This is a genomic window from Chryseobacterium binzhouense (genome assembly GCF_007474545.1).
GTDB classification, from domain to species: Bacteria; Bacteroidota; Bacteroidia; order Flavobacteriales; family Weeksellaceae; genus Chryseobacterium; species Chryseobacterium binzhouense.
This window is the reverse complement of record NZ_VKOG01000001.1, coordinates 254,116-275,000: the sequence shown is the minus strand read 5'-3', so window position 1 is coordinate 275,000 and position 20,885 is coordinate 254,116. Positions and strand designations below refer to the sequence as shown.

At 36.7% G+C, this 20,885-nt stretch carries 16 protein-coding genes; 10 read left to right on the top strand and 6 right to left on the bottom strand.

Features of this window, described 5'->3' with window-relative positions; genetic code table 11:
- The first annotated feature begins 105 nt into the window (after positions 1-105).
- Positions 106-1,509: a nucleoside recognition domain-containing protein gene (locus tag FNE73_RS01330; RefSeq protein ID WP_143882988.1), complete on the top strand. Its 1,404-nt coding sequence runs from the start codon at positions 106-108 to the stop codon at positions 1,507-1,509.
- Positions 1,510-1,590: 81 nt separating this feature from the next.
- Positions 1,591-1,980 (top strand): hypothetical protein, encoded by a 390-nt coding sequence (locus FNE73_RS01325; RefSeq protein ID WP_143882987.1) that lies wholly within the window; start codon positions 1,591-1,593, stop codon positions 1,978-1,980.
- Positions 1,981-1,998: 18 nt separating this feature from the next.
- Here the strand turns inward: FNE73_RS01325 and FNE73_RS01320 are convergent, their stop codons facing one another.
- From FNE73_RS01320 to FNE73_RS01305, 4 genes are all read right to left on the bottom strand, one after another.
- A complete protein-coding gene (locus tag FNE73_RS01320) occupies positions 1,999-2,877 on the bottom strand; it encodes a ferric siderophore ABC transporter substrate-binding protein (protein WP_143882986.1) in 879 nt (292 codons plus the stop codon).
- 3 nt (positions 2,878-2,880) lie between these two features.
- On the bottom strand, positions 2,881-3,276 hold the full coding sequence (locus FNE73_RS01315) for an ExbD/TolR family protein (RefSeq protein ID WP_143882985.1): 396 nt from the start codon (positions 3,274-3,276) through the stop codon (positions 2,881-2,883).
- Between the two features lie 10 nt (positions 3,277-3,286).
- Positions 3,287-3,991, bottom strand: a complete 705-nt coding sequence (locus tag FNE73_RS01310; RefSeq protein ID WP_143882984.1) for a MotA/TolQ/ExbB proton channel family protein — start codon at positions 3,989-3,991, stop codon at positions 3,287-3,289.
- Positions 3,992-4,157: 166 nt separating this feature from the next.
- Positions 4,158-4,619 (bottom strand): hypothetical protein, encoded by a 462-nt coding sequence (locus tag FNE73_RS01305; RefSeq protein WP_143882983.1) that lies wholly within the window; start codon positions 4,617-4,619, stop codon positions 4,158-4,160.
- A gap of 281 nt (positions 4,620-4,900) precedes the next feature.
- Between FNE73_RS01305 and FNE73_RS01300 the strand changes: the two genes are divergently transcribed.
- From FNE73_RS01300 to FNE73_RS01265, 8 genes are all read left to right on the top strand, one after another.
- Positions 4,901-6,697 (top strand): DUF885 domain-containing protein, encoded by a 1,797-nt coding sequence (locus tag FNE73_RS01300; RefSeq protein WP_143882982.1) that lies wholly within the window; start codon positions 4,901-4,903, stop codon positions 6,695-6,697.
- 26 nt (positions 6,698-6,723) lie between these two features.
- Positions 6,724-7,113, top strand: a complete 390-nt coding sequence (locus FNE73_RS01295) for a DUF1398 domain-containing protein (protein WP_143882981.1) — start codon at positions 6,724-6,726, stop codon at positions 7,111-7,113.
- A gap of 329 nt (positions 7,114-7,442) precedes the next feature.
- Positions 7,443-9,278, top strand: coding sequence for a hypothetical protein (locus FNE73_RS01290; RefSeq protein WP_143882980.1), 1,836 nt, complete (start codon positions 7,443-7,445; stop codon positions 9,276-9,278).
- A gap of 33 nt (positions 9,279-9,311) precedes the next feature.
- Complete coding sequence (locus tag FNE73_RS01285; RefSeq protein WP_143882979.1) at positions 9,312-11,933, top strand: T9SS type A sorting domain-containing protein; 2,622 nt, start codon at positions 9,312-9,314, stop codon at positions 11,931-11,933.
- Positions 11,934-12,381: 448 nt separating this feature from the next.
- Positions 12,382-12,837: a hypothetical protein gene (locus FNE73_RS01280; protein ID WP_143882978.1), complete on the top strand. Its 456-nt coding sequence runs from the start codon at positions 12,382-12,384 to the stop codon at positions 12,835-12,837.
- Positions 12,838-12,869: 32 nt separating this feature from the next.
- Positions 12,870-17,567: a beta strand repeat-containing protein gene (locus FNE73_RS01275; protein ID WP_143882977.1), complete on the top strand. Its 4,698-nt coding sequence runs from the start codon at positions 12,870-12,872 to the stop codon at positions 17,565-17,567.
- A gap of 90 nt (positions 17,568-17,657) precedes the next feature.
- Positions 17,658-18,293 carry a hypothetical protein gene (locus FNE73_RS01270; protein ID WP_143882976.1) on the top strand — a complete coding sequence of 212 codons (636 nt, stop codon included), beginning with the start codon at positions 17,658-17,660 and terminating at the stop codon, positions 18,291-18,293.
- Between the two features lie 148 nt (positions 18,294-18,441).
- Complete coding sequence (locus tag FNE73_RS01265) at positions 18,442-19,227, top strand: hypothetical protein (RefSeq protein WP_143882975.1); 786 nt, start codon at positions 18,442-18,444, stop codon at positions 19,225-19,227.
- Positions 19,228-19,381: 154 nt separating this feature from the next.
- Here the strand turns inward: FNE73_RS01265 and FNE73_RS01260 are convergent, their stop codons facing one another.
- Together FNE73_RS01260 and FNE73_RS01255 are read right to left on the bottom strand one after the other, a co-directional pair.
- Positions 19,382-20,314 (bottom strand): Kiwa anti-phage protein KwaB-like domain-containing protein, encoded by a 933-nt coding sequence (locus tag FNE73_RS01260; RefSeq protein WP_162796121.1) that lies wholly within the window; start codon positions 20,312-20,314, stop codon positions 19,382-19,384.
- Complete coding sequence (locus tag FNE73_RS01255; RefSeq protein ID WP_113664073.1) at positions 20,298-20,876, bottom strand: hypothetical protein; 579 nt, start codon at positions 20,874-20,876, stop codon at positions 20,298-20,300. The genes FNE73_RS01260 and FNE73_RS01255 overlap by 17 nt, the downstream gene beginning before the upstream one ends.
- Positions 20,877-20,885: the final 9 nt, after the last annotated feature.

The following is a 20,885-nucleotide window of genomic DNA, read 5'->3' as shown; positions in this document are numbered from 1 at the left end:
TATTTTAAGTTGAGTTTCGCTTATTACATCTTAATGGTTCAAAAAAATAAAAGTTTTTTAGGTTTTACTTTAATTTATTATCTTTTCTAAAATTAATTTAATAAAATGGTTCTGAGCAGAATTTGGTCGGCATTTATCATTATTGCAATTGCCGTTGCAAGCGTTAAATATATTTCTTCTGGTCAGTATAAGACCATTTTCAATGACATGGTTGTTGGAAAGGGTGGAGATACGGTACGAATTGCGACTCAAGATATGAACGAGTTTTCTCTTGTTATAAAAGATGGTCTCATAAAAAGCAATGATTTTGTACACGACAGAATTCACTATAAAACAGATTCTCTTAAACAAAATGTGCAGGTTTACCGCATTCAGCAAACTGATGGTGTGATTGGAACTTCTGAAACTGCCGTTAAAATTTGTTTGGGACTCATCGGAATTATGGCTCTTTTTATGGGCTTTATGGCTATTGCTGAAAAAGCGGGTGGAATTAATTTATTAAGCAGATTAATTCAGCCTTTTTTCTCACAATTATTTCCCGAGATTCCGAAAAATCATCCTGCTTTCGGACACATGCTGATGAACTTCAGTGCCAATCTTTTGGGATTGGATAATGCCGCAACTCCTTTCGGACTCAAAGCAATGGAGAGTTTACAGACTCTGAATCCGAATAAAGACACCGCAAGCAATTCCCAGATCATGTTTCTTTGTCTGCATGCGGGAGGAATGACCCTGATCCCTGTTTCTATTATTGCGCTGAGAGCTTCTGCGGGGTCAAAAAACCCAACAGATATATTTCTTTATTGTATGATAGCCACTTTTGCGGCGACATTGGCAGCAATGATTATTGTATCAATTTACCAGAAAATAAACCTGTTACAGCCTGTACTTTTAGCATACGTCGGTGGAATTTCTCTGCTTGTCGGGCTTCTTGTTGTTTATCTAATGGGTCTCAGCAAAGAAAACCTGGATACTTTCAGCCAAGTTCTGAGCAACGGATTGATCCTATTTATCTTTATTTCCATTGTTTTAGGAGCATTGTATAAAAAAATAAATGTGTTTGATGCTTTTATAGATGGTGCTAAAGAAGGATTTACAACGAGTGTGAAAATTATCCCTTATTTAGTAGGAATGTTGATTGCCATTTCTCTTTTGAGAACTTCGGGAGTATTTGAAGTCATTATTGACGGGATGAAGTGGGCTGTAAACGCAGTGAATTTAGATGCAAGATTTGTGGACGGACTTCCAACCGCTTTAATTAAACCTTTATCAGGTTCAGGAGCTCGCGGAATGATGATGGATACGATGGCAACTTTCGGACCCGATAGTTTTCAGGGAAAATTGGCGGCTGTTTTACAGGGAAGCTCAGATACTACATTTTATGTAATTGCTGTTTATTTTGGTGCAGTAGCTGTTAAAAATACCAGATATACCGTTGTTGCCATGCTTTTGGCAGATTTGGTCGGGATTATTACTTCTATTTTGTTAGCGTATCTGTTTTTTGCTTAAATTATGAGAAATAATATTTTTGAGAAATCTGTAAAATTAATCGGTTGGTTTCAGATATTGATAAAATGATAAATACAAAAAATGATTACCGATAAAGAATTCACCTTAAGACTCATACGTCAGTTAACTCAAGCATTAGAAAAACTGATTTTAGACAAGCCTGAAGAAAGTTTAATGCAGAAAGAACTTGATTTTGATTCTTTAATGAAAGACATCTTCAAGTTTGATTTTGTAATGCTTTCTTCAAAATCGAAAGAAGAGATTATTGAAATCGTTCAGGAAAGGCAAGAGCGTGACCATAAAGATTATTATGAAATGCTGGGAAACCTTTTCTATTATAACGGAAAAGTCCTCAATAACAATGATTTTTTAGAAAAGGCAAAAGCTTTTTATGAGCTTTATCTTAAAACAAGTGGTATTTTTGCACTTCCGATTATCAACAGAATCAGCGAGATAAAAAAAAGCACTTGAATAAAGTGCTTTGTATTTTTAGAAAGTAATATTATAGGTTCCAGTAGAAGATACTGGTGCTTTTTCCGCCTTTACATATTTCTTTACCCAACCAACGGAAGTGGAAACCACACAAGGATCTGAGGTTCCGCCTGATCTTCTTGCAGAGACTACATTTCCTGCCTTATCAACGGTATATGCAATGGTGATTGATCCGCTTGCTGAGCAGCTATGACTGGGCTGTGTACCGCCTCTTCCCATCGTTCCGGGAATATATCCCACCAATCTTCTGTCGATTCCTACTTTGCTGTCCCCATTTCCGTCACCACCTAAAGGATCTCCGTCATTACCGATTCCCGTTCCGGTTCCCTGGCTTCCGGATTTTGTACCTCGTCCTTTAATTAGGTTTCCAATAGCTGCAGTTCCTTTTCCGTCACCGCTTCCTGTTTTGGAATTGGCTGTGTTGGCAGAACTTTTGGTGCTTTTTACCGTGGAACTTGCGGTAGATTTTTTATTGGTTTCAGAAACTTCCTTTTTGGGAGCTGTAGCTTTGTTATTATTTCCGGTGATGATTCTGTCTTTTGCTTCTGTCTTTTTAGATTCAGGTTTAGGATCCGGTGTAATAATCGTTTTCGGTTCAGAAACAGCATTTTCTACCGGCTCATTACTGTTTTCCACAGCCTGCGCAGCCAGACTTCCTTCCTGATTGGCTGGCTCATCAATACCCGCTCCGTTTCTGTTGTCTCCGAAATTGATAAGCATGGTGGTCACAATTTCAGGTTCTTTTTCAGAAGGTTTAGGTTTCATCTTGTAGATGAAAACGAATAACAAAATCGCAGACCAGATCAGTACAGAAAGTACTGCACTTTTAATTTTGTCTTTATTTTCTTCGTTTCTGTCTATAGTGTAACCTCTCATTTCTTATTCTTTTACCGTTGCAATAGCAATGCTCAGTTTATGTTTTTCGGCAATTTCCATCAGAAAAACAACATCTTTATGCATCGTACTTTCATCTGCTCTTATAGTGAAAGATTTTGCAGATTTGTTTTGCAAATCACTTACAATGGTCTGTTCTACCAATTCCCGGCTTACAGGTCTGTCGTCCACGTAATAAGAGCCGTCAGGTTTTATACTTACCGTCATCGGGTTGGGAATATTGTTTTCCACACTTGCGGTTTGTGGCAGTTTTACATCAATTGCACTTTGGTTGGCAGCCGAAGAGGTAATCATAAAGAAAATCAGCATCAGCAAGATAACGTCTGTCATCGCTGCTAAACTGAATTCCGGGTGTGCCTTATTTCTTCTCTGAATTTTCATCCCTTTTTGATTATAAAGGTTTATTAATAATATCTAAAAATTCTCCTGATATATTTTGAGCTCTCAAAACAAATTTATCAATCTTTGTTAACAGAAGGTTATAAAAAAAGTTAGCAGGAATTGCCACCGCCAAACCAACTGCGGTTTGTCCTAATGCGGTATAAATACCTTCTGAAAGTGTTTTAGGTGAAAAAGCGCCTTCAGAATGAGACAAGTCGAAAAATGCAATAATCATCCCGATCACCGTTCCTAAAAGTCCTAGCATCGGAGCAATACTTGGTACGGCAGCCAAAAGGTTGAGGTTTTTTTCCATATTGGCAACTTCTATCTGTGCCTGAGATTCCATGGCGCTGACGATATCAGAAACAGGTCTTCCCAGTCTTGAGATTCCCTTTTCCAGAATTCTGGATTCCGGGGAGTTTTGGGTTTTGCAATAATCTGCTGCAGCTTCTATTTTTCCGTCTCTTATGAAGTCTTCAATATTATTCATAAAATTGGAATCTGTTTTGGATGCCATTCTTCTGATAAAGAAAAATCTTTCAAAAAAAAGATATACAGAGAAAACACCCAATGTAAGAACCGTTACCATTACGATTTTTGCAAAAGCACCACCGTGAAAAAGGATTTCCCAGAATGAAAATTCGGTTTTGTTGATTGTAACAGCAGGCGTTGTTGCCTGTGCAAACAAAAGTTGTGTAAGTTCCGTTAGCAGCATTATATGATAATTTACAATAGTTTAAACGACAAAAATAAACGAATATTATCAGATTTCATCTTAAAATAAGCTTAAAAAAAATAATTTGAGACGATTTTCCCTAAAAAGCAAATTTCTTTCCAAAAAATTGAAAAGAAATCTGTATAAGTTTAATAAAATTATTTGCTTAGTCTTCGTCTACAACGATTTCATCCTGCTTAAATTCGCATTTCATACGAAAAGGAATGGGGGTATCTGACCCTGTGTAAAAGTCATCAATTGTACCTTTCCAGATTACCTGAAGTTCGTTTTCTTCATTTTTTTCAAAACACAGCTCATTATCATAGATAAATGCATCTTCATCATCAAATAAATCTACCTCAGTGTAGCTGTCTTCCTCAGAATCATTAATAAGGAAGGTTTTCCCTTCAATCTCATCAGAATCTATCGGAAAATCAAAAATTTCCATAGAAATTTGAGGAAAATTGTACTGTAGTGAGTCGTCTTCTACATGATCCAGACTGTCATCTGTGATGATTTCTACTTCCAGTAAGTGTTTCTGATTACTATAAACAGCCTTGCAGTAAGAGCTTTTTATGTTGTATTTAAGTGTTTCGTCCGGATGGTAAATTTTTAAAATCCCTTTCATTATTTCTTAAAAAAAGAACAGTAATACGATGAGTGTTAAATGGTTCAGACAAAGATAGAAAAATGTGTGAATGTGAAAAATATTTTGAAATTATTTTTACGAAATTCTGCATATAAAATCAATTTACATCCCGAGATTGGTTATTTTTGTTTCTTTAATAAAGCAAATTGGTATACGAAATCACTGTAGCTGATTTTGATACAAATATTTGTTGGCATTATTTCGTTCATTGCGGGCAAGATCTCGCAGAGCGATGATTAATTATAATTAAAAATCTGTCTATGAAAAAGATTATATTGAAAGCTGCACTGGGAATAAGTATTGCTGTGGGAATGTACTCCTGCAAAAAATCTGATTCACCGCTTACAAAAGTTACCCCTACCAATATAGATTCTATTGCATCCAAATATTATGAGCAATATTTGAAACTTTATCCGTTAGAAGCTACTTCTCAAGGTGATTTAAGATATAATGATCAGTTGCCTGTTAACATAGATAAAGATTTTATTACAGGCGAAATTGCCTTTTATAATTCTGTACTGAATCAGCTGAGAAATGTTGATTATAATAGTCTTTCAGATGAAGATAAAGTGGTGTACGATGTCTTGGATTTTACATTAAATGATAAAATTGAAGCTTTTGCTTACCATCCGGAATACATTCCTTTTACACAGTTTGGAGGTCTGCCTCTGAGTTTTCCTCTGTATGGAAGCGGACAGGGAAGTCAGCCTTTCAATACCGAAAAAGATTATGAAGACTGGCTTAAGAGAATGGAAAAGTTTCCTGACTGGATGAATGCGGCAACAGAGAATTTCCGGGAAGGGATCAATAATAAAATGGTGTTGCCTAAAAAACTTGTCGTAAAGATGATTCCTCAGATGAGATCAGAAGAGATTGTGACATCAGATATGGAAAAGAATATTTTTTACGGTCCGATCAATAATTTTCCAAAAAGCTTTACCAAAGAGAAGAAAGATAAACTGACGAAGCTTTATAAAGAATCAATCTTAAAAAATATTATCCCCGCTTACCAAAAAATGGGAGAATTTCTTGAAAAAGAATACCTGCCAAAAGCCAGAGAAACTGATGGTTACAACAGTCTTCCTAACGGAGGAAATATTTATGCATTTTATGCTAAAAGCTGGACAACGACCAATAAATCTCCCGAAGAAATCAATAAGATAGGACTCGGACAGGTGGCAATGCTTCGTGCTGAAATGGAAAAGGTAAAACAGCAGGTCGGCTTCAACGGAACCTTAGAACAGTTTATTGCTTCTGTAAAAACAGACCCTAAAGCAATGCCTTATAAAACATCTAAAGAAGTTTTGGATGGCTTCAACGGAATTTTGGCTAAAATTACACCGAAGCTGAAAACTATGTTCAGCGTGACACCTAAAACTAAATTTGAGATCAGGCAGACCGAAAAATTCAGAGAGGCGAGTGCAAGTGCGGAATATATCCAGGGAACACCGGACGGACAACGCCCCGGAATCTTTTATATGCCGCTTCCTGATCCAGCAAAATTCAATGTTACCTCCGGTATGGAATCGCTTTTTCTACATGAAGCTATTCCGGGACATCATTATCAGGTTTCTTTACAGCAGGAAAACACCAAGCTTCCAAAATTTATGAGATTTGGCTGGTTCGGTGCTTATGGAGAAGGATGGGCACATTATTGTGAGACTTTAGGTCCTGAGTTTGGGCTGTATACAGATCCTTATCAAAAAATGGGATATTTGAGTGACCAGATGCTTCGTGCTGTTCGGTTGGTAGTTGATACAGGAATTCATACCGGACAAATGTCCAGAGAGGAAGCAATCACCTATTTTTTAAACAATATTGCTTATGATCAGGCAGGAGCTACTGCCGAAGTTGAAAGATATATGGCAATGCCGGGACAGGCTTTAGGCTACAAGATTGGCTCTTTGAGAATCCGTGAACTGAGAGAAAAATACCAGAAAGAACTGGGCAAAAAATTCAGTCTGGCTAAATTCCATGATGAAATTCTTAATCAGGGCTGTCTTCCTTTGGATGTACTGAACCGAAAAATGGAACTTTGGGCGAAGAAGCAGAAATAGTTAAATTAAAAATACAATGAAAAAAAATGTTTACAGTAGAACAAATTGAAAAAGCACACAGCAAGGTAAAATCAGGAGCAGATTTTCCGGATTATATTAAAGAGATCAAGGAATTAGGCGTAAAATCTTTTGAAACATGGGTAAAAGACAGCCATACAGAATATTTTGGTGAAAATGAATATTCTACGAAATCTCAACCGAAATATACAGATTTAAAAATTGAAGATGAAGTTGACAAGAAGCGGTTCACTCAGCAACTGAAAAGCCATCAAAGAGGAGAGACAGATTATATGAAGTTTTGTAAAGATTGTGCCGAAACAGGAATTGAAAAATGGATTGTCAATCTGGATCAGTATACCTGCATCTACTACGACAAAGCCGGGAACGAAATTTTGGTAGAAGAAATACCGTATTAAAACTAAAGCCACAAATTAATTTTGTGGCTTTAGTTTTATTTGAAATTTAAAAGGGGCTATGTTTTTTGAATATTTTAAGATGTTTTTAGTTCTTTTTGTACAATGGCGTAGATATTTACTCCTATTGAGTGCCTATTTTTAGCTACAATCCCTTTGTTTTTGCTTGTGGGTGTAAAATGGGCAGTCAAAAAAAATAATCAAATCTTATTATTTCATTGTTTTGTAAAAGATTCTAACAAACAAAATGATGAATATAAATTTTTAAAACACATATTCTCTTTTGTCATTGATGAAAGAGAATTTCTTTTTTAAACTTCAAACCATAAATTATGAAAAAAACTTTTCTACTAGTATCTGCGCTTGCATCTTTTACAGCGTTCGCTCAAGTTGGAATAAACACAGAAACACCAAAAGCTACATTAGATGTTGTAGGAAAACCATCAGAAACCGACAAGGTTGATGGTATTATTGCTCCAAGAATCACCGGAGACCAATTAAAAGCAAAAACTGGATACGGGCTTCCTCAGGAAGGTACACTAATTTACGCTACGAGTGGTGTTACCGGTACTCCTTCAGGGCAGACAATCAATGTTACGTCATCTGGCTATTACTATTTTGACGGTGGAGTTTGGGTAAAACAATTGTCAGGAATACTTCCTACAACAGGAGGGAATAATGGTACTGTAACCAACTTTTCTGCCGGAGACCTTTCTCCATTATTTACCACAACAGAAGCTAACACGACCACGACACCGGCTTTGTCTTTTGCATTAACAAATGCACCGGCAAATTCTTTTTTTGGAAATACAACTGGTGCTGCATCTGCGCCATCCTATAATACTGCTTCAAATTTAACTTCAGTAGCAGGTTCAAATACAGCAACAGCACCAGTGACGATTTCTGGAGGAAGTAATGCATTAGTAAATGCTGCCGGAGCTACTGTAGCCGTAAACAACACTGCACCTCTTTGGAACGCTAATCAACTGAATGGAACAGGAGTAGCAGCTACAACGCCTACGAATGGGCAGGTTTTAACTTACAACAGTACAACATCAACTTGGGCTCCTGCTACGGTAGCAACACCAAGTGTAGACTGGCATGTGACAGGAAATACGGATACTGAAATCTCCACAGCAGCAGAAACATTAGATGCAGCAGTAGCATCTACAAATTACTTAGGAACACAGGGTGCAGACAATTTGGTCATTGCTACAGAAGGTAAAACCCACGCTGTTTTAGATACAAAAGGAACTTTAATTGGTGGCGGCAATGATGCTTCAAGTTTATCTTGGGGTAAAAATAATACCGTAGATACCGATACTAATACTATTGCTTTAGGTAGAGATAATACCGCTTCGGGAGATTTTTCTATGGCAATAGGAAGAAACAATTCTGCAACTTCAACAGCATCCATTGCTATTGGAGGTCAGGCTATTACGGGAGGAGGTACAGGAACAATTGTTCCTAACACAAATAGCGGAACATACTCTTCTGCTGTAGGTTTTGGAAATACTGTTTCTGGAAATAAAAATCAGGTTATTGGAATCAGAAATGTAGTCTCCTCCGCTAACACAGCTATCAATTTTCTAGGAGGAACCAGTGTTTTGGGGGCTGATAATAAGGTGGCTTCTCTAAATTCTAATGTGGTGGGGAATAACAACAATACATTCAGTACTCCTGGTGCTTCTGGTACGCCCAACGCAGTAACGCTTTTAGGAAACTCAAATGGAAATACATCAAAATTAGGAGGAGTAATTGTAGGTAGCTCTAATAATTCTGCTACGGGATATGTTTTCGGTTTGGGAAATAAAAATACAGATGAAGGTAAAACCGATATGATGTCTATAGGGTTTTATGCAGATACAACAGGTTTTCCAGAAAAGACCACTACTTATTCCAATATAAACCATTTTATTACAACATCTGTTCCTAGTGGTGATGCAATAGTAGGCATAAATATCAACCCTGGAAACCTTACTGCTTTACAAAAGCAAAATGATCTGACAGTAAAAAAACAAATAAGAATTGAGCCTCAAACTCCTACATCAAGTTGTACAGCAGAAACATTAGGAGCAATACGTTTCAACTCTTCTACCAATAAACATGAAGGTTGCGGAGCAGGACCGGGATCTTCTACAACGATAGGCTGGAACGCTTTATACTAAATATCAATAAAATATTTTAAAATTATTAAACTGATGATGAAACTTTTTTCTTTCATAGCAACACTTTTGTTAGCTATCAATGTCTTAGCACAGGGCTATACTCCAATTCGAGGAGGAGGCATCAACTCTTACCCAACTCAAAACGGTCTGTTGTGTTTGGTCTGTGGATCAAACGGAACCAAAAATATTATTGATGCAGATTTGAACAATTACACCAATATGGGTAATTTAATTTCTGCAATCGGAGGTAATGGTGTTTCTGTGATCAATACAGTCACTACCTATCCCGCAGGATATATCACAGGATTTAATGTAGATCTTGGCAATAGCCCCATTACCGTTTCTTTATTAAGCGGGATTACCATTGCTACCTATAAAAACGGAGTATTGCAGGAATCGTCAACTTCAGCTACCTTAGCTTCCGTACCTGCTTTTGGAGGACAAAAATCCAGAGTTTTTTTACATTTAAAGACCACCAAAGCTTTTAATGAAGTAAAATTATTAAGAGCAAACGGCGTTGCGGCATTTGATGCGCTGAACGTGTATTATGCATTTGCTTTCGACCCTGCAAAGATGATACAGGAAAACAATGGAATCTGCGATGATTTGATTGGCGGTTCTTTGGCAGATGTTGATGATAACGTATCCAGCAGCAGTAACTTTATTGCCCCTCTATCTTCTTTAATTGACAGAAGAAATATTACGGACGGAGATAAAAACTCTTACGGACAGATTGTAATGCCTGCAGGTTTGCTGGGCAGCTACACGATTGGAGTTTTAGATAAAAATCAAATTTATCCGGCAGGAAACAAAGCAGGTTTTGTAATTTCTCCGGCAGATCAAAATACTTTGTTTACTACGCAGACTTTAAACAATTTGGTGATAGAAACTTATTTGTTTGGTCAGTTACAGGATTCTCAGGCGTACAACAACGGAAACGGTCTTGTGAATATTTCGGTATTAAGTTTCGGGAGCAACAAGCAGAAATTATCAGTTACCGCAACGAAGCCTTTCAACGAGGTGAGACTGAGAGTTAATCAGGCTGTGGGAGTAAATGTGGGAACAGTAAGGGTATATTATGCATTCGAAGAGCCTCAGAATTGTGATTGTAAGCAATATTTACAAACTGATAAAACCGCTCCTTTGAAAGCCAAACTTCTAACAGGAAATTTGCCAAACGGAGCCTGGACACTTTTAGGAGGAAGAGAACAATGGACAGGTGTTTGGAACGCTCTTACAGGCAATACCAATGTGTCTAAGATTTTCAATCCTGAAAAGGTAATTGATGCAGATCCTAATAATTCAGCTTACTATTTTTCTGCTCCGGTTACATTAGGAACTACCGGTAGCCTTGCGGTAGAATCTGTGGGCGGTTCTTACCCGGCAGGTACATTTGCAGGATTCATTATTGACAAAGGAGGCTCTCTGACTGACTGGAGTATTCTCAGCAACATCAGAATCCAGTTGTATAACGGGAATAATCTGGTTGCACAGCAGGATAATGCCAATAATGGTTTGATCAATATCAAAATTTTAACCTTGCCTTCCGGTAAAACAATTGTGGGGATGAAATCGCCTGCAACCTTCAACAGAATCAGAATTTCTATCAGACAGGGAATTTCTTTAAATCTTGGGATGAATTATAATGTCTACAACGTTTTTGTAGAAGGAGATTTAGACGGAGATGGTACACCAGACTGTTTTGATATTTGCCCGAATGGTGATGATTCTATTGATACTGACGGTGACGGAATTCCTGATGCTTGTGATGATTCTAATTGTGCGGAAGGTGATAAAAGTGCAGTTTTAGATGCTGACGGAGACGGGATTTCTGATGCCTGCGATTTAGATTCTGATAACGATGGAATTTTGGATTCTGTAGAAGATTTTAACGGAAATGGACTATATGACGACGATGATTATGAAGGAGATATTTCATTAGACGATCTAGGTGATACTATAAGCAATTATTTAGACTTAGATTCTGATAACGACGGAATTCTTGATCTTCACGAGTCTGGTATCCCAACATCAGTTATTAATCAGATTGATACAGACAGAAACGGAGTAATTGACAGCAATGTTGCATTCGGTAAAAATGGTTTTGCTGATATTTTGGAAACTGCTCCCGATTCCGGAATTGCAAAATATGCAATTAAAAATACTGACGGAGATAGTCTTCCGGATTTCTTGGATCTTACAAGCAATGGTTTTGATTACGATCTATACGCTATAGGAAAAGATTTTTTAGATAATTTCGGATTTGGATTTATTGAAAGAGCTGATGATTTTGATTTGGATGGTATTATGGATCCTGTAGATACAGATCTTATAAACAGAGGCGCACCAAACTCACCATTATCACCTTATGCTTCAGCAATGAGAAGTGCGGCTTCAGGTAAACAGAAAACTACCGTTGAGTTATTAACGAAAGTATATCCTAACCCTGTAAAGGCAGGTGATATTATCAATATTGTAATGCCAAACAAAGAAAGTGCAGAATATGTATTAGTAGATACAACAGGCAAACAACTTTCAAAAGGAAGTTTTACAAACTCCACAAAAATTGAAACAGTTAGACTTGTTCCCGGGTTGTATATTTTAAGTTTAAAATCCAATGGGTTGAGCAAATCCTACAAGATTTTGGTGAAGTAAACAGGCAACCTTAAAGGCATCTGAATATTTTAATTTGGGTGCCTTTTTTATTAATTACAAACGTAAAAGGTTATTTTTTGTAAAAAAGATTGAATAAATCTTTATTCTTAAACAATAATTAAGCTGAAAAACTAGGGATTAGACCCATAATACCCGTTGATTTTGAACCGGAAAACAATAGATTCAGGTTTTTAATAGCCTGAATATAAATGTTTTGTAATTGGATAGGTACTAAATAGGCATATTTAAATTGCTCCACTTTCTATTAAAAGCGGTAATTTTTGATTCGATAAAAACATAAAAGATGACTATGGGTTTAAATAAGAGAAAAAGAAAATTCGAACTAAAGTTCGGATGCTTTTTTGGATTTATATTCATTCATTTTTTTTCATGCTTACATTGTCAGATTTATTTTGAGGGTAATACTTTATATAATCCGGACAACATTGTGTATGTTGAAACCTCTGAATTAATCAAAGCAGAAAATACAGTATATGTCTCATCCGATGCAGTAATTTTTGATGATTCCGAAAAGAGCCATGTGACAGACCAACTGCAAAAACCTACACCAAAGTCTAGCAAAATAAGTACAAAAAATAGACTTAAAAACAACAGTAAGACAAACAAAAAGACTGAAAAAAAGTACAATGTCGGGTCAGCATATTTTTTTATTAAAATAAGTGATTATAATTATGCCAAACATAAATCATCTGTTTATTACAGATCAGTAAATTCCAACAATGAAACAAAGTTTAATACTGTAAACAAAAGATTATTTGAAGATGATACATTAAAAACGCATTTTCATTTTATTAAAAAGTATTATGTAAATAACAAGAATAAAGGAAAAGTACTTTTTTTAAAGACCTTATTTTCTCGTCCTCCGCCAGCTTTATATTCTTAAAACGCTCACTTTTAATAATATAAAAATAAACCATGATAAATACTAAACTTTTTTATCTTATCGCTTTTCTGTTTTTTTTAAATACAAAAGCGCAGGATTGTAACTCCCTGTACATTGTCAATGCACAAAACGGCAATGTCTATAATATTTCTGCCCTGAATGGAACATTGCCTGCTGCAGTAACCAATTTAAATGCAGCAGCAAGAAGTAATTTAGCAGTAGGTCCTAACCCTGCAAATACTTCGCAGACAGTATTTACATCTTCCAATACTCCGGCAAACTCACCGGTTTATGTATCTAATGCTACAACAGGTAACAGTATACCTGTTTCTCTTGGAGGGCTTACTGCAAATCCAGTAGCAGGAGCTACACAGGGACACGTGTACGGAGTAAGTTCAACGAGAAGACTCATTAGAGCAAATCCTACCCCTGCAGACTTGGGAGCAATTACAGGAGATGGCATTTGGAGTGCTGGAACAGTTTCCAGTGATGCATTTTTTGATTCTACCGGAAGATTATATGTAATTGTTACTTCTGGATCAGCAAGGTATTTATACAGAATTGATATTTCCACATTGGCTTCAACACAGTTAATACAGCTTAGTGGAACATTGCCAACAAGTTTTCAAGGTCTGGCTTTCTATAACGGAAATATATATGCGGTTCAAGGTGATTCTGCTACAATTTTATTTGTAAGTTCATTTATTGCCCGTATATATGAAATCAATCCTAATACAGGAGCAAGTACTTTAAGAACTTCTTATACTTTAAATACACTTATAGGACCTTTTTCTGGAGCAGATGATTTGGATTTGGCTTCCTGTCAAGTCTTTTCTCCTTCTGCAGCACCTACTTGTAATGAGTTGTTTGGGATTAATGGAACTGATGGAATTACGTACAGAATTAACTTTAATTCGTCGGGAGGAATTTCTGGCACAACCTCTGTTGCAACTGATGGATCTGGCGGATTTGCAAATATGGCTTATGGTCCTGTTCCTTCAAATTTAAACCAAAATCAGTTTGTTGTTTCCAGAAATGGTAACTCAGGCAGGATTTGGGCAGGAATTGCCACCTCTGCCAATACAACTTTAACCTTGCAAGGTACTACTTCAACAACTTGGGGTTCCCCAATAGGAATTGGTACAGACCCTAAAACCGGTTTTGTGTATGGTATTAACGGTAAAACCTTAACAAGATGGACAGGTACTACAGCCGCAGCTGCTACTTTAGGAGATGTAACAGGTGATACCAATTGGACAAACGGAACAACTTTGAACGATATTGCAGTTGACAGTGGTGGAAATTTGTATGTTATTGTCGCAGTTACTAATTCAAGTATATGGCTGTACCGTATAAATCCTACCGCCTTAACCGCTACGGTAGTTACTCAACTTAATGGTACAGTTCCCAATTTAGCAACAACTATCGGTAACGGTCTTGCTTACTTAGGAGACTTTTTCTACTACAGCAGAACAAATGGTAATGGAACAGATATTTGGCGTTTAAATGCTATGACAGGGGCATCTACTTTTGTTGGAAATATAGCTGGAGCAGCAACAGCAGGAAATCGAAGAGATTTTGGAGATTTAGGTTCTTGTGCTACGGTAACCAACGTACCGGCAGCGTTTACTTTTGATTGTACTGCTGCAGGAGGTGGTGTACAAGGTGCTAAACTTCTTGCTAATGGTACTTCGCAGTCTTCTGTTTTAAGAATTCCGATTTCCGATGCAGTAAATGGTTTAGCAGAATTTACCCTTACAGGAACAGGCATCAGTACATCGCCATCTCCTTACATTGCTACGATTGATCAGGGTGCTACTTTTGTTGATATTCCTTTCACTTTTAATGGTGGAGGTTCACCTGGAAACCGTGTGATTTCAATAAGCTCCCCACGCGCTATCGGAGCTTGTAATCTTAGTGTTTTAATTGACATTGATTCTGATGGTGATGGTATAGCAAATTCTGACGATCTTGACGATGATAATGATGGTATTTTAGACACAGATGAAGGATTTTGTGCAACTAATAGTGTTTACACTATGAATGTAGCTAATACTGTGTCTTCGGGTACCAGTACTTTTAATGCAAACGGCGCTACATTTAATTTGGTATACACACTTACTTCCGGTGCTCAGGTTGCAGGATTGGGAAGTACTTTCAACGTACCTTTCACTTATTCAGATTTTAATAATATCGCAACGTCAGTAAACCACACTTGGGAAACAATTGTTAATAACAGTAATTTAGCGGTAGGTATTCTGCCAAATACAAATTCACTATATACAAGTTTGCCAGCGAACAATACAACAAACCAAACGATTACCGCAGCGTCCGGAACAACCGGAGACTCAAGGTTTAGATACTGGCTCGCTACCGGAACATTAGATCAGTTGGGAACTTTTACAACTACAGTGGGTAATTTACCTGGAATAACAGGACAGTTATCATCATTACAGAATTTCACAAATCCTGTTTTGTCACAGCTTGCTTCATTTAATTATTCTACAGCAGGTAGTAATGCCACATCTGGTTATTATGCTAAGCTAAAGGCGCAGATTTCAGGCTCAACCGAAGATCCTTACCCTGTTCCATTTGGAAGTACTAATCTTTGGGACTACACAGCGTTTGATGGTCCGGGTACAGGTAATGCAAACAATGGAGGAAACAGAGGATTAATAACTCTTAGACAAAATACTATAACCTTTTGTAACCACAGAGATACCGATGGCGACGGGATACCTGATTATTTAGATTTAGATTCTGACAATGACGGCTGCTCCGATGCCAACGAATATTATAACAACGCTAATGCTGATGGAGGTGATGGTGGAGCTTACGGCACAGGAAACCCTACTGTAGACGGATCAGGAAAAGTAATCGCGGCAAGCTACACAAGTACTACCGCCTCAAATGTAACTTCTGCTACACAAGTGACTATAGGCACGCAACCTTCTAATACTTCAGCAACAGCTGGAAACACAGCATCGTTTTCTATAGTTGCATCAGCTGCAACAACTACGGTTTTCAGTTCTGGAACGCCGAACTATAGTGCTCCGTCTGCAACCAATACTACTTCAGGTATTACGTATCAATGGCAGGTCAGTACAGACAATGGTGCTACCTGGTCTAATGTTACCAACGGAGGACAGTATTCGGGAGCTACTACTGCAACATTGCTTGTGAATAATGTAGCTTTAGCTCAAAATGGAAATAGGTTCCGTGTACTTTTAGCTCATAGTGGAAGGATTTGTACCATTACATCTAATTCAGGAACGCTTTCTGTTGTAGATCCTTGTGTAATATCAGCAACCAATCCGGATTCTGATGGAGACGGAATAAGTGATTATTGCGATAAAGATGATGATAATGACGGAATTTTAGACACCGTAGAATGTCCAACTTATGTTACATCGCCTAATATTTTGGTACAGTCAGCCACAGGAATTAATTCATTTAATGTCAATACCCTTACGCAAACTGCTTTTTGTACAGGAAATCTTAATATAACAACAGATATCGCCATCAGCACGTCTGGTGTGATGTATGGCGTTTATAATACAAGCGCAACTACAAGTACTTTGGCGATTATCAATTCAGGAACCTGTAGTGTAACCAATGTTTTGAATTTGGCATTTAGAAGCAACTCACTATCCTTCCTTCCTGACGGAACTTTATTGGTAGGTAATCCTGATGATTCGATCATACGCAGAATCAATTTAACGACTAATTCTGTAAGTGTTTGGAGAAATTATACAAATGGTAACGCAAACGGAGATTTTATCTTTATTAACGGCAAAGTGTATGTTCTTTGGTTTGACTCGGCAATTAATGCCACCAACCCTATTATCAGAGAAGTAACGGTAAATGCCAATTATGATTATGTATCTGAAACTATTTTAGGACCGGTGCAAAGACGAGCTTTCGGTTTGGCGAAAGCAAATGGGAATGAATTGTATGCTGTAACTTCCATTGGTGCAGACGGTAGCAATAATCCCGCTGGAACGATCATAAGAATCAATCTTAATCCGTTTTCTTGGTATGTAGTTTCCAATTATCCTGAAGGTTTGTTGGGTGCCACGTCTATTGAGGAAGGCGCAAAAGAGTGCGACACGGATAATGATGGAATCCCAAATAGATTAGACTTAGACAGTGATGGCGACGGCTGTCCGGATGCAGTAGAAGGAAGCGGTGCTTTCACAAATTCAGATTTGGTAAACTCGACAACTCTGGCAGGCGGAAATTCCGGCACAGGATATATGGGAAGCTCTACCTCGCCAGTTGTGAGAAATCTGCCAACTCCGGTAGATTTGGTTACTACTTCTGCAACTTATGGCGTTCCTGTTGCTGCCGGAACAGGTCAGGCGATCGGAGATTCCCAAAATGGAGCTGTAAGCTCACAGTGTTTAGGCGCTTGTTATAAACCTGCCGTATTAGATGCGGTCAATACTTACCCTACAAAACACGGTATTACAGCATTAGGGAGAGCTGGTGCAGACAATCAGAACTGGCCAATGCTAAGACAAAGTGCGTGGACAGTATTAGAATCCAAAGAAAAAGGATTTGTAGTAAACAGAGTTCCCACAACAGCCAGTCTTGCTAATATCACCAATCCTGTAGAAGGGATGATAGTATATGATGAAGAAGCAGATTGCTTAAAAATATATACTTTAAAAGAAGGAGAAATGGCTATGGCGTGGCATTGTTTCACAACTCCTGCCTGTCCGGATTAAATATTTTGATATAAAAATTGAGGCGGCTATTGAAATTCTCATACTTAACCGCCTCAATATTAAAGATTTAATTATCATAAACAAAGAACAATGAAAAATATAATTATTACATTATCTATATTCAGCTTTTCTCTGGCTTCGTCACAAGTTGCGATTGGAAAAGATGAAGTTAGTAAAATACAACCAGCCAACACGGTTACTAACCCAAGCATTGCATTAGAATTTTATGATAATGCAGACAATACGAAAGGCTTAGTATTACCTTGGACATCAACTGTTAACAACCAACCTCTGGCTTACAACAGCACAACAGGGGAAGGATACCGTGGTATACAGGGAACAGTAGTAGATGGCACTATTATCTTAGACCTTTCCGATAAAAAGATAAAATATATGAGAAACGGATCCTGGTCTCCTCTCACAGGTGATCTTCCGCTTACTGCAGGCTCTACAACTTACAATACTTTTAATGCCATAGACAGCTCTTTGCAGGACAATAGAAGAGAAGGAGCAAACGCAAAGGCAGCTATTGGTGTAAATGGCGCAACAGACGGTACAGCAGGAATTTTAGTCCTTACTGACAACAATAAAGCAATGGTGTTGCCCAAAGTGGCTAGTCCGCATCTTAATATTAAAAATCCCGCTCCCGGAATGATTGCGTATGATATCACGAAAAAACAACTTGCTGTTTACAATGGTACCGTCTGGTCTTTTTGGAAACCTTAAACCTCATACGCCATTAGGAAATTGATTTGATTTTCTGGTGGTTATATTATTCAATAAAATTTAATCAGACTAATAAAACATCATTTACAATTGATGATGTTTTATTGTTATGTAATATGCAGATGTCTGTGAAAAAAGAACTGTCACTATGAAATTCATGTTATTCTTTTTCATTACTTTATGTTTTGGTAATGGTTTATTCGCACAGCAGAATGAAAGTGAAAAGCAGGTAGAAATTTTGCTTGATTCAGCACTTCAAAAATTTGCTGTAGTCAACGTTAAAGAAAGTGCAAATCTGGCGCAAAAAGCATTAGAATTAAGTAAAAAAATAAATTATCATAAAGGAGAAAACTACAGTAAGATAAGGCTTGCTCAGGCATTGCACGGATTGGGAAAAAATAAAGAGGCTTTAGAACATCTGGCCTCAGCAGAAAAGGACGACTACACCAAAGCAGATGCGTTCTTATTGTTTGAGATACACAGAATAAGAGGCAGGATATATGGAGCGTTATCCTATTTCAGGCTTTGTATTGATGAGCAGAAAAAGGGACTTGCCTATATTTCCCAAATTAAAAAGAGCAAAAAAGACAGACTTTTTTTAAAAAGCCTTGTAGATGAAAACCTTTCTGTAGCATACAGTAGGGCAGGAATGTTAGACTCTTCCTACTATTATCTTAATGAAAAAATGAAATATCTCAAAACCGCAGACGTAGGAAAGAGCTATCCTAGCAAAATAAATACGTATAATCTTTTAGCTCTTTATTTTGAAAAAAAAAATACTCAGGATTCAGCAAAATATTATATATACAAAGCCTTAAGTCTTTCCAAGAAATATAAATATCCATTTATATATGAAAGCAATGTGCAAATGGGAGATATTTATTTTAAAGTTTTCAGGAAAAAGCTGTATTGCCTGAATACTAAGCTTTTATAAAGATTATCAAAAAAGTCAGGTAACGATTTGGTAACGGTGCTTATTGCTTTGTTTTTCAACGTGTTTCCGTTAGCTCATAGCAAATATACAAAACTTAGCATATAACGACACATTGAATTTAATAATCTATGTGTCGTATATATTTTTTATAACTCTACATTTCTAAACGTTTAGCGCTATCAACATCAAAAGTTTCATCCGTTAATTCTGAATGCAGTCTTTTATTTTGTAATAACGTAAGTACAGCATCTAGTGTTTCCTCTGTAATTACAATTTGTCCCTCTTGAAATTCAATTCCCCAATTTCTTTGTTGGCTAATTAATCTGAGACGTTGTAAGTAATCATTGTTTTGATAATAGCCTAAATTTTTTATAGTGGCTATTTTTCGTAAGTAACGTTGATTATTACCAACCCTATTAGTAAGAATTTCTATATTGACAAATAGATTGATTTCCCGAACTTCTTGATATAATTCATCTGCTTTTGCTAACATTCCATTACGGAAATTAAGTCCGCTCTCAAAATTCTTCTTTGAAAGAATAAAAAGTGCTTCATTGAAATAAATCAAGTCAACAAAAGAAGATATACTGAAAACATTTTCTTCTTCTAAATCTTCAAAACGGTTTTCTCTGTAAAGAAGAGGAATTAATCCTCGGTCTCGTTTCATTTTCCAGTTTTCAGGTAATGTCTTAAACCCTACAACCTGAATTCCTTCTTCATTGCGTAGTATAATTAAATAGGCTTTTGCTTTAACAAGTTCTTCAATGTTTTCTATTATGTCTTCTTCAGGATTTAAATCTTGTAATTGCTCGAATATCCTGTAAAAGTCTGTTTCTTCATAATTGATTGCTCTTACTTGGTCTTCTTCTGGTTCAGGACAATCAAAGGTGTAGTCTTCAAATGTATTTGCTGAATTTATTTTACGAGTTACAATGTTCCGTAAACGAGTTTCTAAATTGGGGTTAATTTGTACGTAATTAACCATATACTTAGATTCTCTATTCTTTTTATACTCCTTAACAATTGCTAACGACACATCAGCATTTTGTAAATCAAGGTCTTTTAATGCTCTAAATTTCTGTCTCATCGTTAGCATTATTATTAATTTTCTTTTCTATTACTATATATAAAAATCTGGTTAGGCTTCGTATGTAAAAACGTTCATCGGTATACATTTCCTCTTTGCTTATTACGATGGTTGAGCAAGTTTTGCCGTCAAACTCATATTCTAAATCATAAAGGTTATAGCCAGCTAATAATAAGATAGGATTCATAAAAACGGATTTACTTTTGATTGTTAGCAACAGCATTAATAATAAGAAAATACTTAATGAAATCATATCTTCGATTTTAGATAGATCAAAACTGAAAAAGGAAACTATATAAGGGATAGTATAATTGATTAAATCAACAGAACGGTTCTTAACTGATTTTATCTTTACAGGCATATTACCCCTCTTTGTGGAAGCAACCGTAAGAAATAACAATAATACACTCAATAAAGCAATGCCGAGCATAGTATAAATTGCAATTGGGTGCTTAAAATGATATGAACAATTAAAATCAAAATCCTTCACTGCCAAAATCAGGAACAAGGGCGAATAAGCACTTATAAAAAGTAATATTGCTGTTAATAATTTTGGTTTCATAATGCTATT

Coding starts and splice junctions, on each gene's coding strand:
- FNE73_RS01265 (WP_143882975.1), top strand. CDS start 18,442: ATGAAATTCATGTTATTCTTTTTCATTACTTTATGTTTTGGTAATGGT.
- FNE73_RS01310 (WP_143882984.1), bottom strand. CDS start 3,991: ATGCTGCTAACGGAACTTACACAACTTTTGTTTGCACAGGCAACAACG.
- FNE73_RS01255 (WP_113664073.1), bottom strand. CDS start 20,876: ATGAAACCAAAATTATTAACAGCAATATTACTTTTTATAAGTGCTTAT.
- FNE73_RS01300 (WP_143882982.1), top strand. CDS start 4,901: ATGAAAAAGATTATATTGAAAGCTGCACTGGGAATAAGTATTGCTGTG.
- FNE73_RS01295 (WP_143882981.1), top strand. CDS start 6,724: ATGTTTACAGTAGAACAAATTGAAAAAGCACACAGCAAGGTAAAATCA.
- FNE73_RS01330 (WP_143882988.1), top strand. CDS start 106: ATGGTTCTGAGCAGAATTTGGTCGGCATTTATCATTATTGCAATTGCC.
- FNE73_RS01325 (WP_143882987.1), top strand. CDS start 1,591: ATGATTACCGATAAAGAATTCACCTTAAGACTCATACGTCAGTTAACT.
- FNE73_RS01305 (WP_143882983.1), bottom strand. CDS start 4,619: ATGAAAGGGATTTTAAAAATTTACCATCCGGACGAAACACTTAAATAC.
- FNE73_RS01270 (WP_143882976.1), top strand. CDS start 17,658: ATGAAAAATATAATTATTACATTATCTATATTCAGCTTTTCTCTGGCT.
- FNE73_RS01315 (WP_143882985.1), bottom strand. CDS start 3,276: ATGAAAATTCAGAGAAGAAATAAGGCACACCCGGAATTCAGTTTAGCA.
- FNE73_RS01275 (WP_143882977.1), top strand. CDS start 12,870: ATGATAAATACTAAACTTTTTTATCTTATCGCTTTTCTGTTTTTTTTA.
- FNE73_RS01285 (WP_143882979.1), top strand. CDS start 9,312: ATGATGAAACTTTTTTCTTTCATAGCAACACTTTTGTTAGCTATCAAT.
- FNE73_RS01260 (WP_162796121.1), bottom strand. CDS start 20,314: ATGAGACAGAAATTTAGAGCATTAAAAGACCTTGATTTACAAAATGCT.
- FNE73_RS01290 (WP_143882980.1), top strand. CDS start 7,443: ATGAAAAAAACTTTTCTACTAGTATCTGCGCTTGCATCTTTTACAGCG.
- FNE73_RS01320 (WP_143882986.1), bottom strand. CDS start 2,877: ATGAGAGGTTACACTATAGACAGAAACGAAGAAAATAAAGACAAAATT.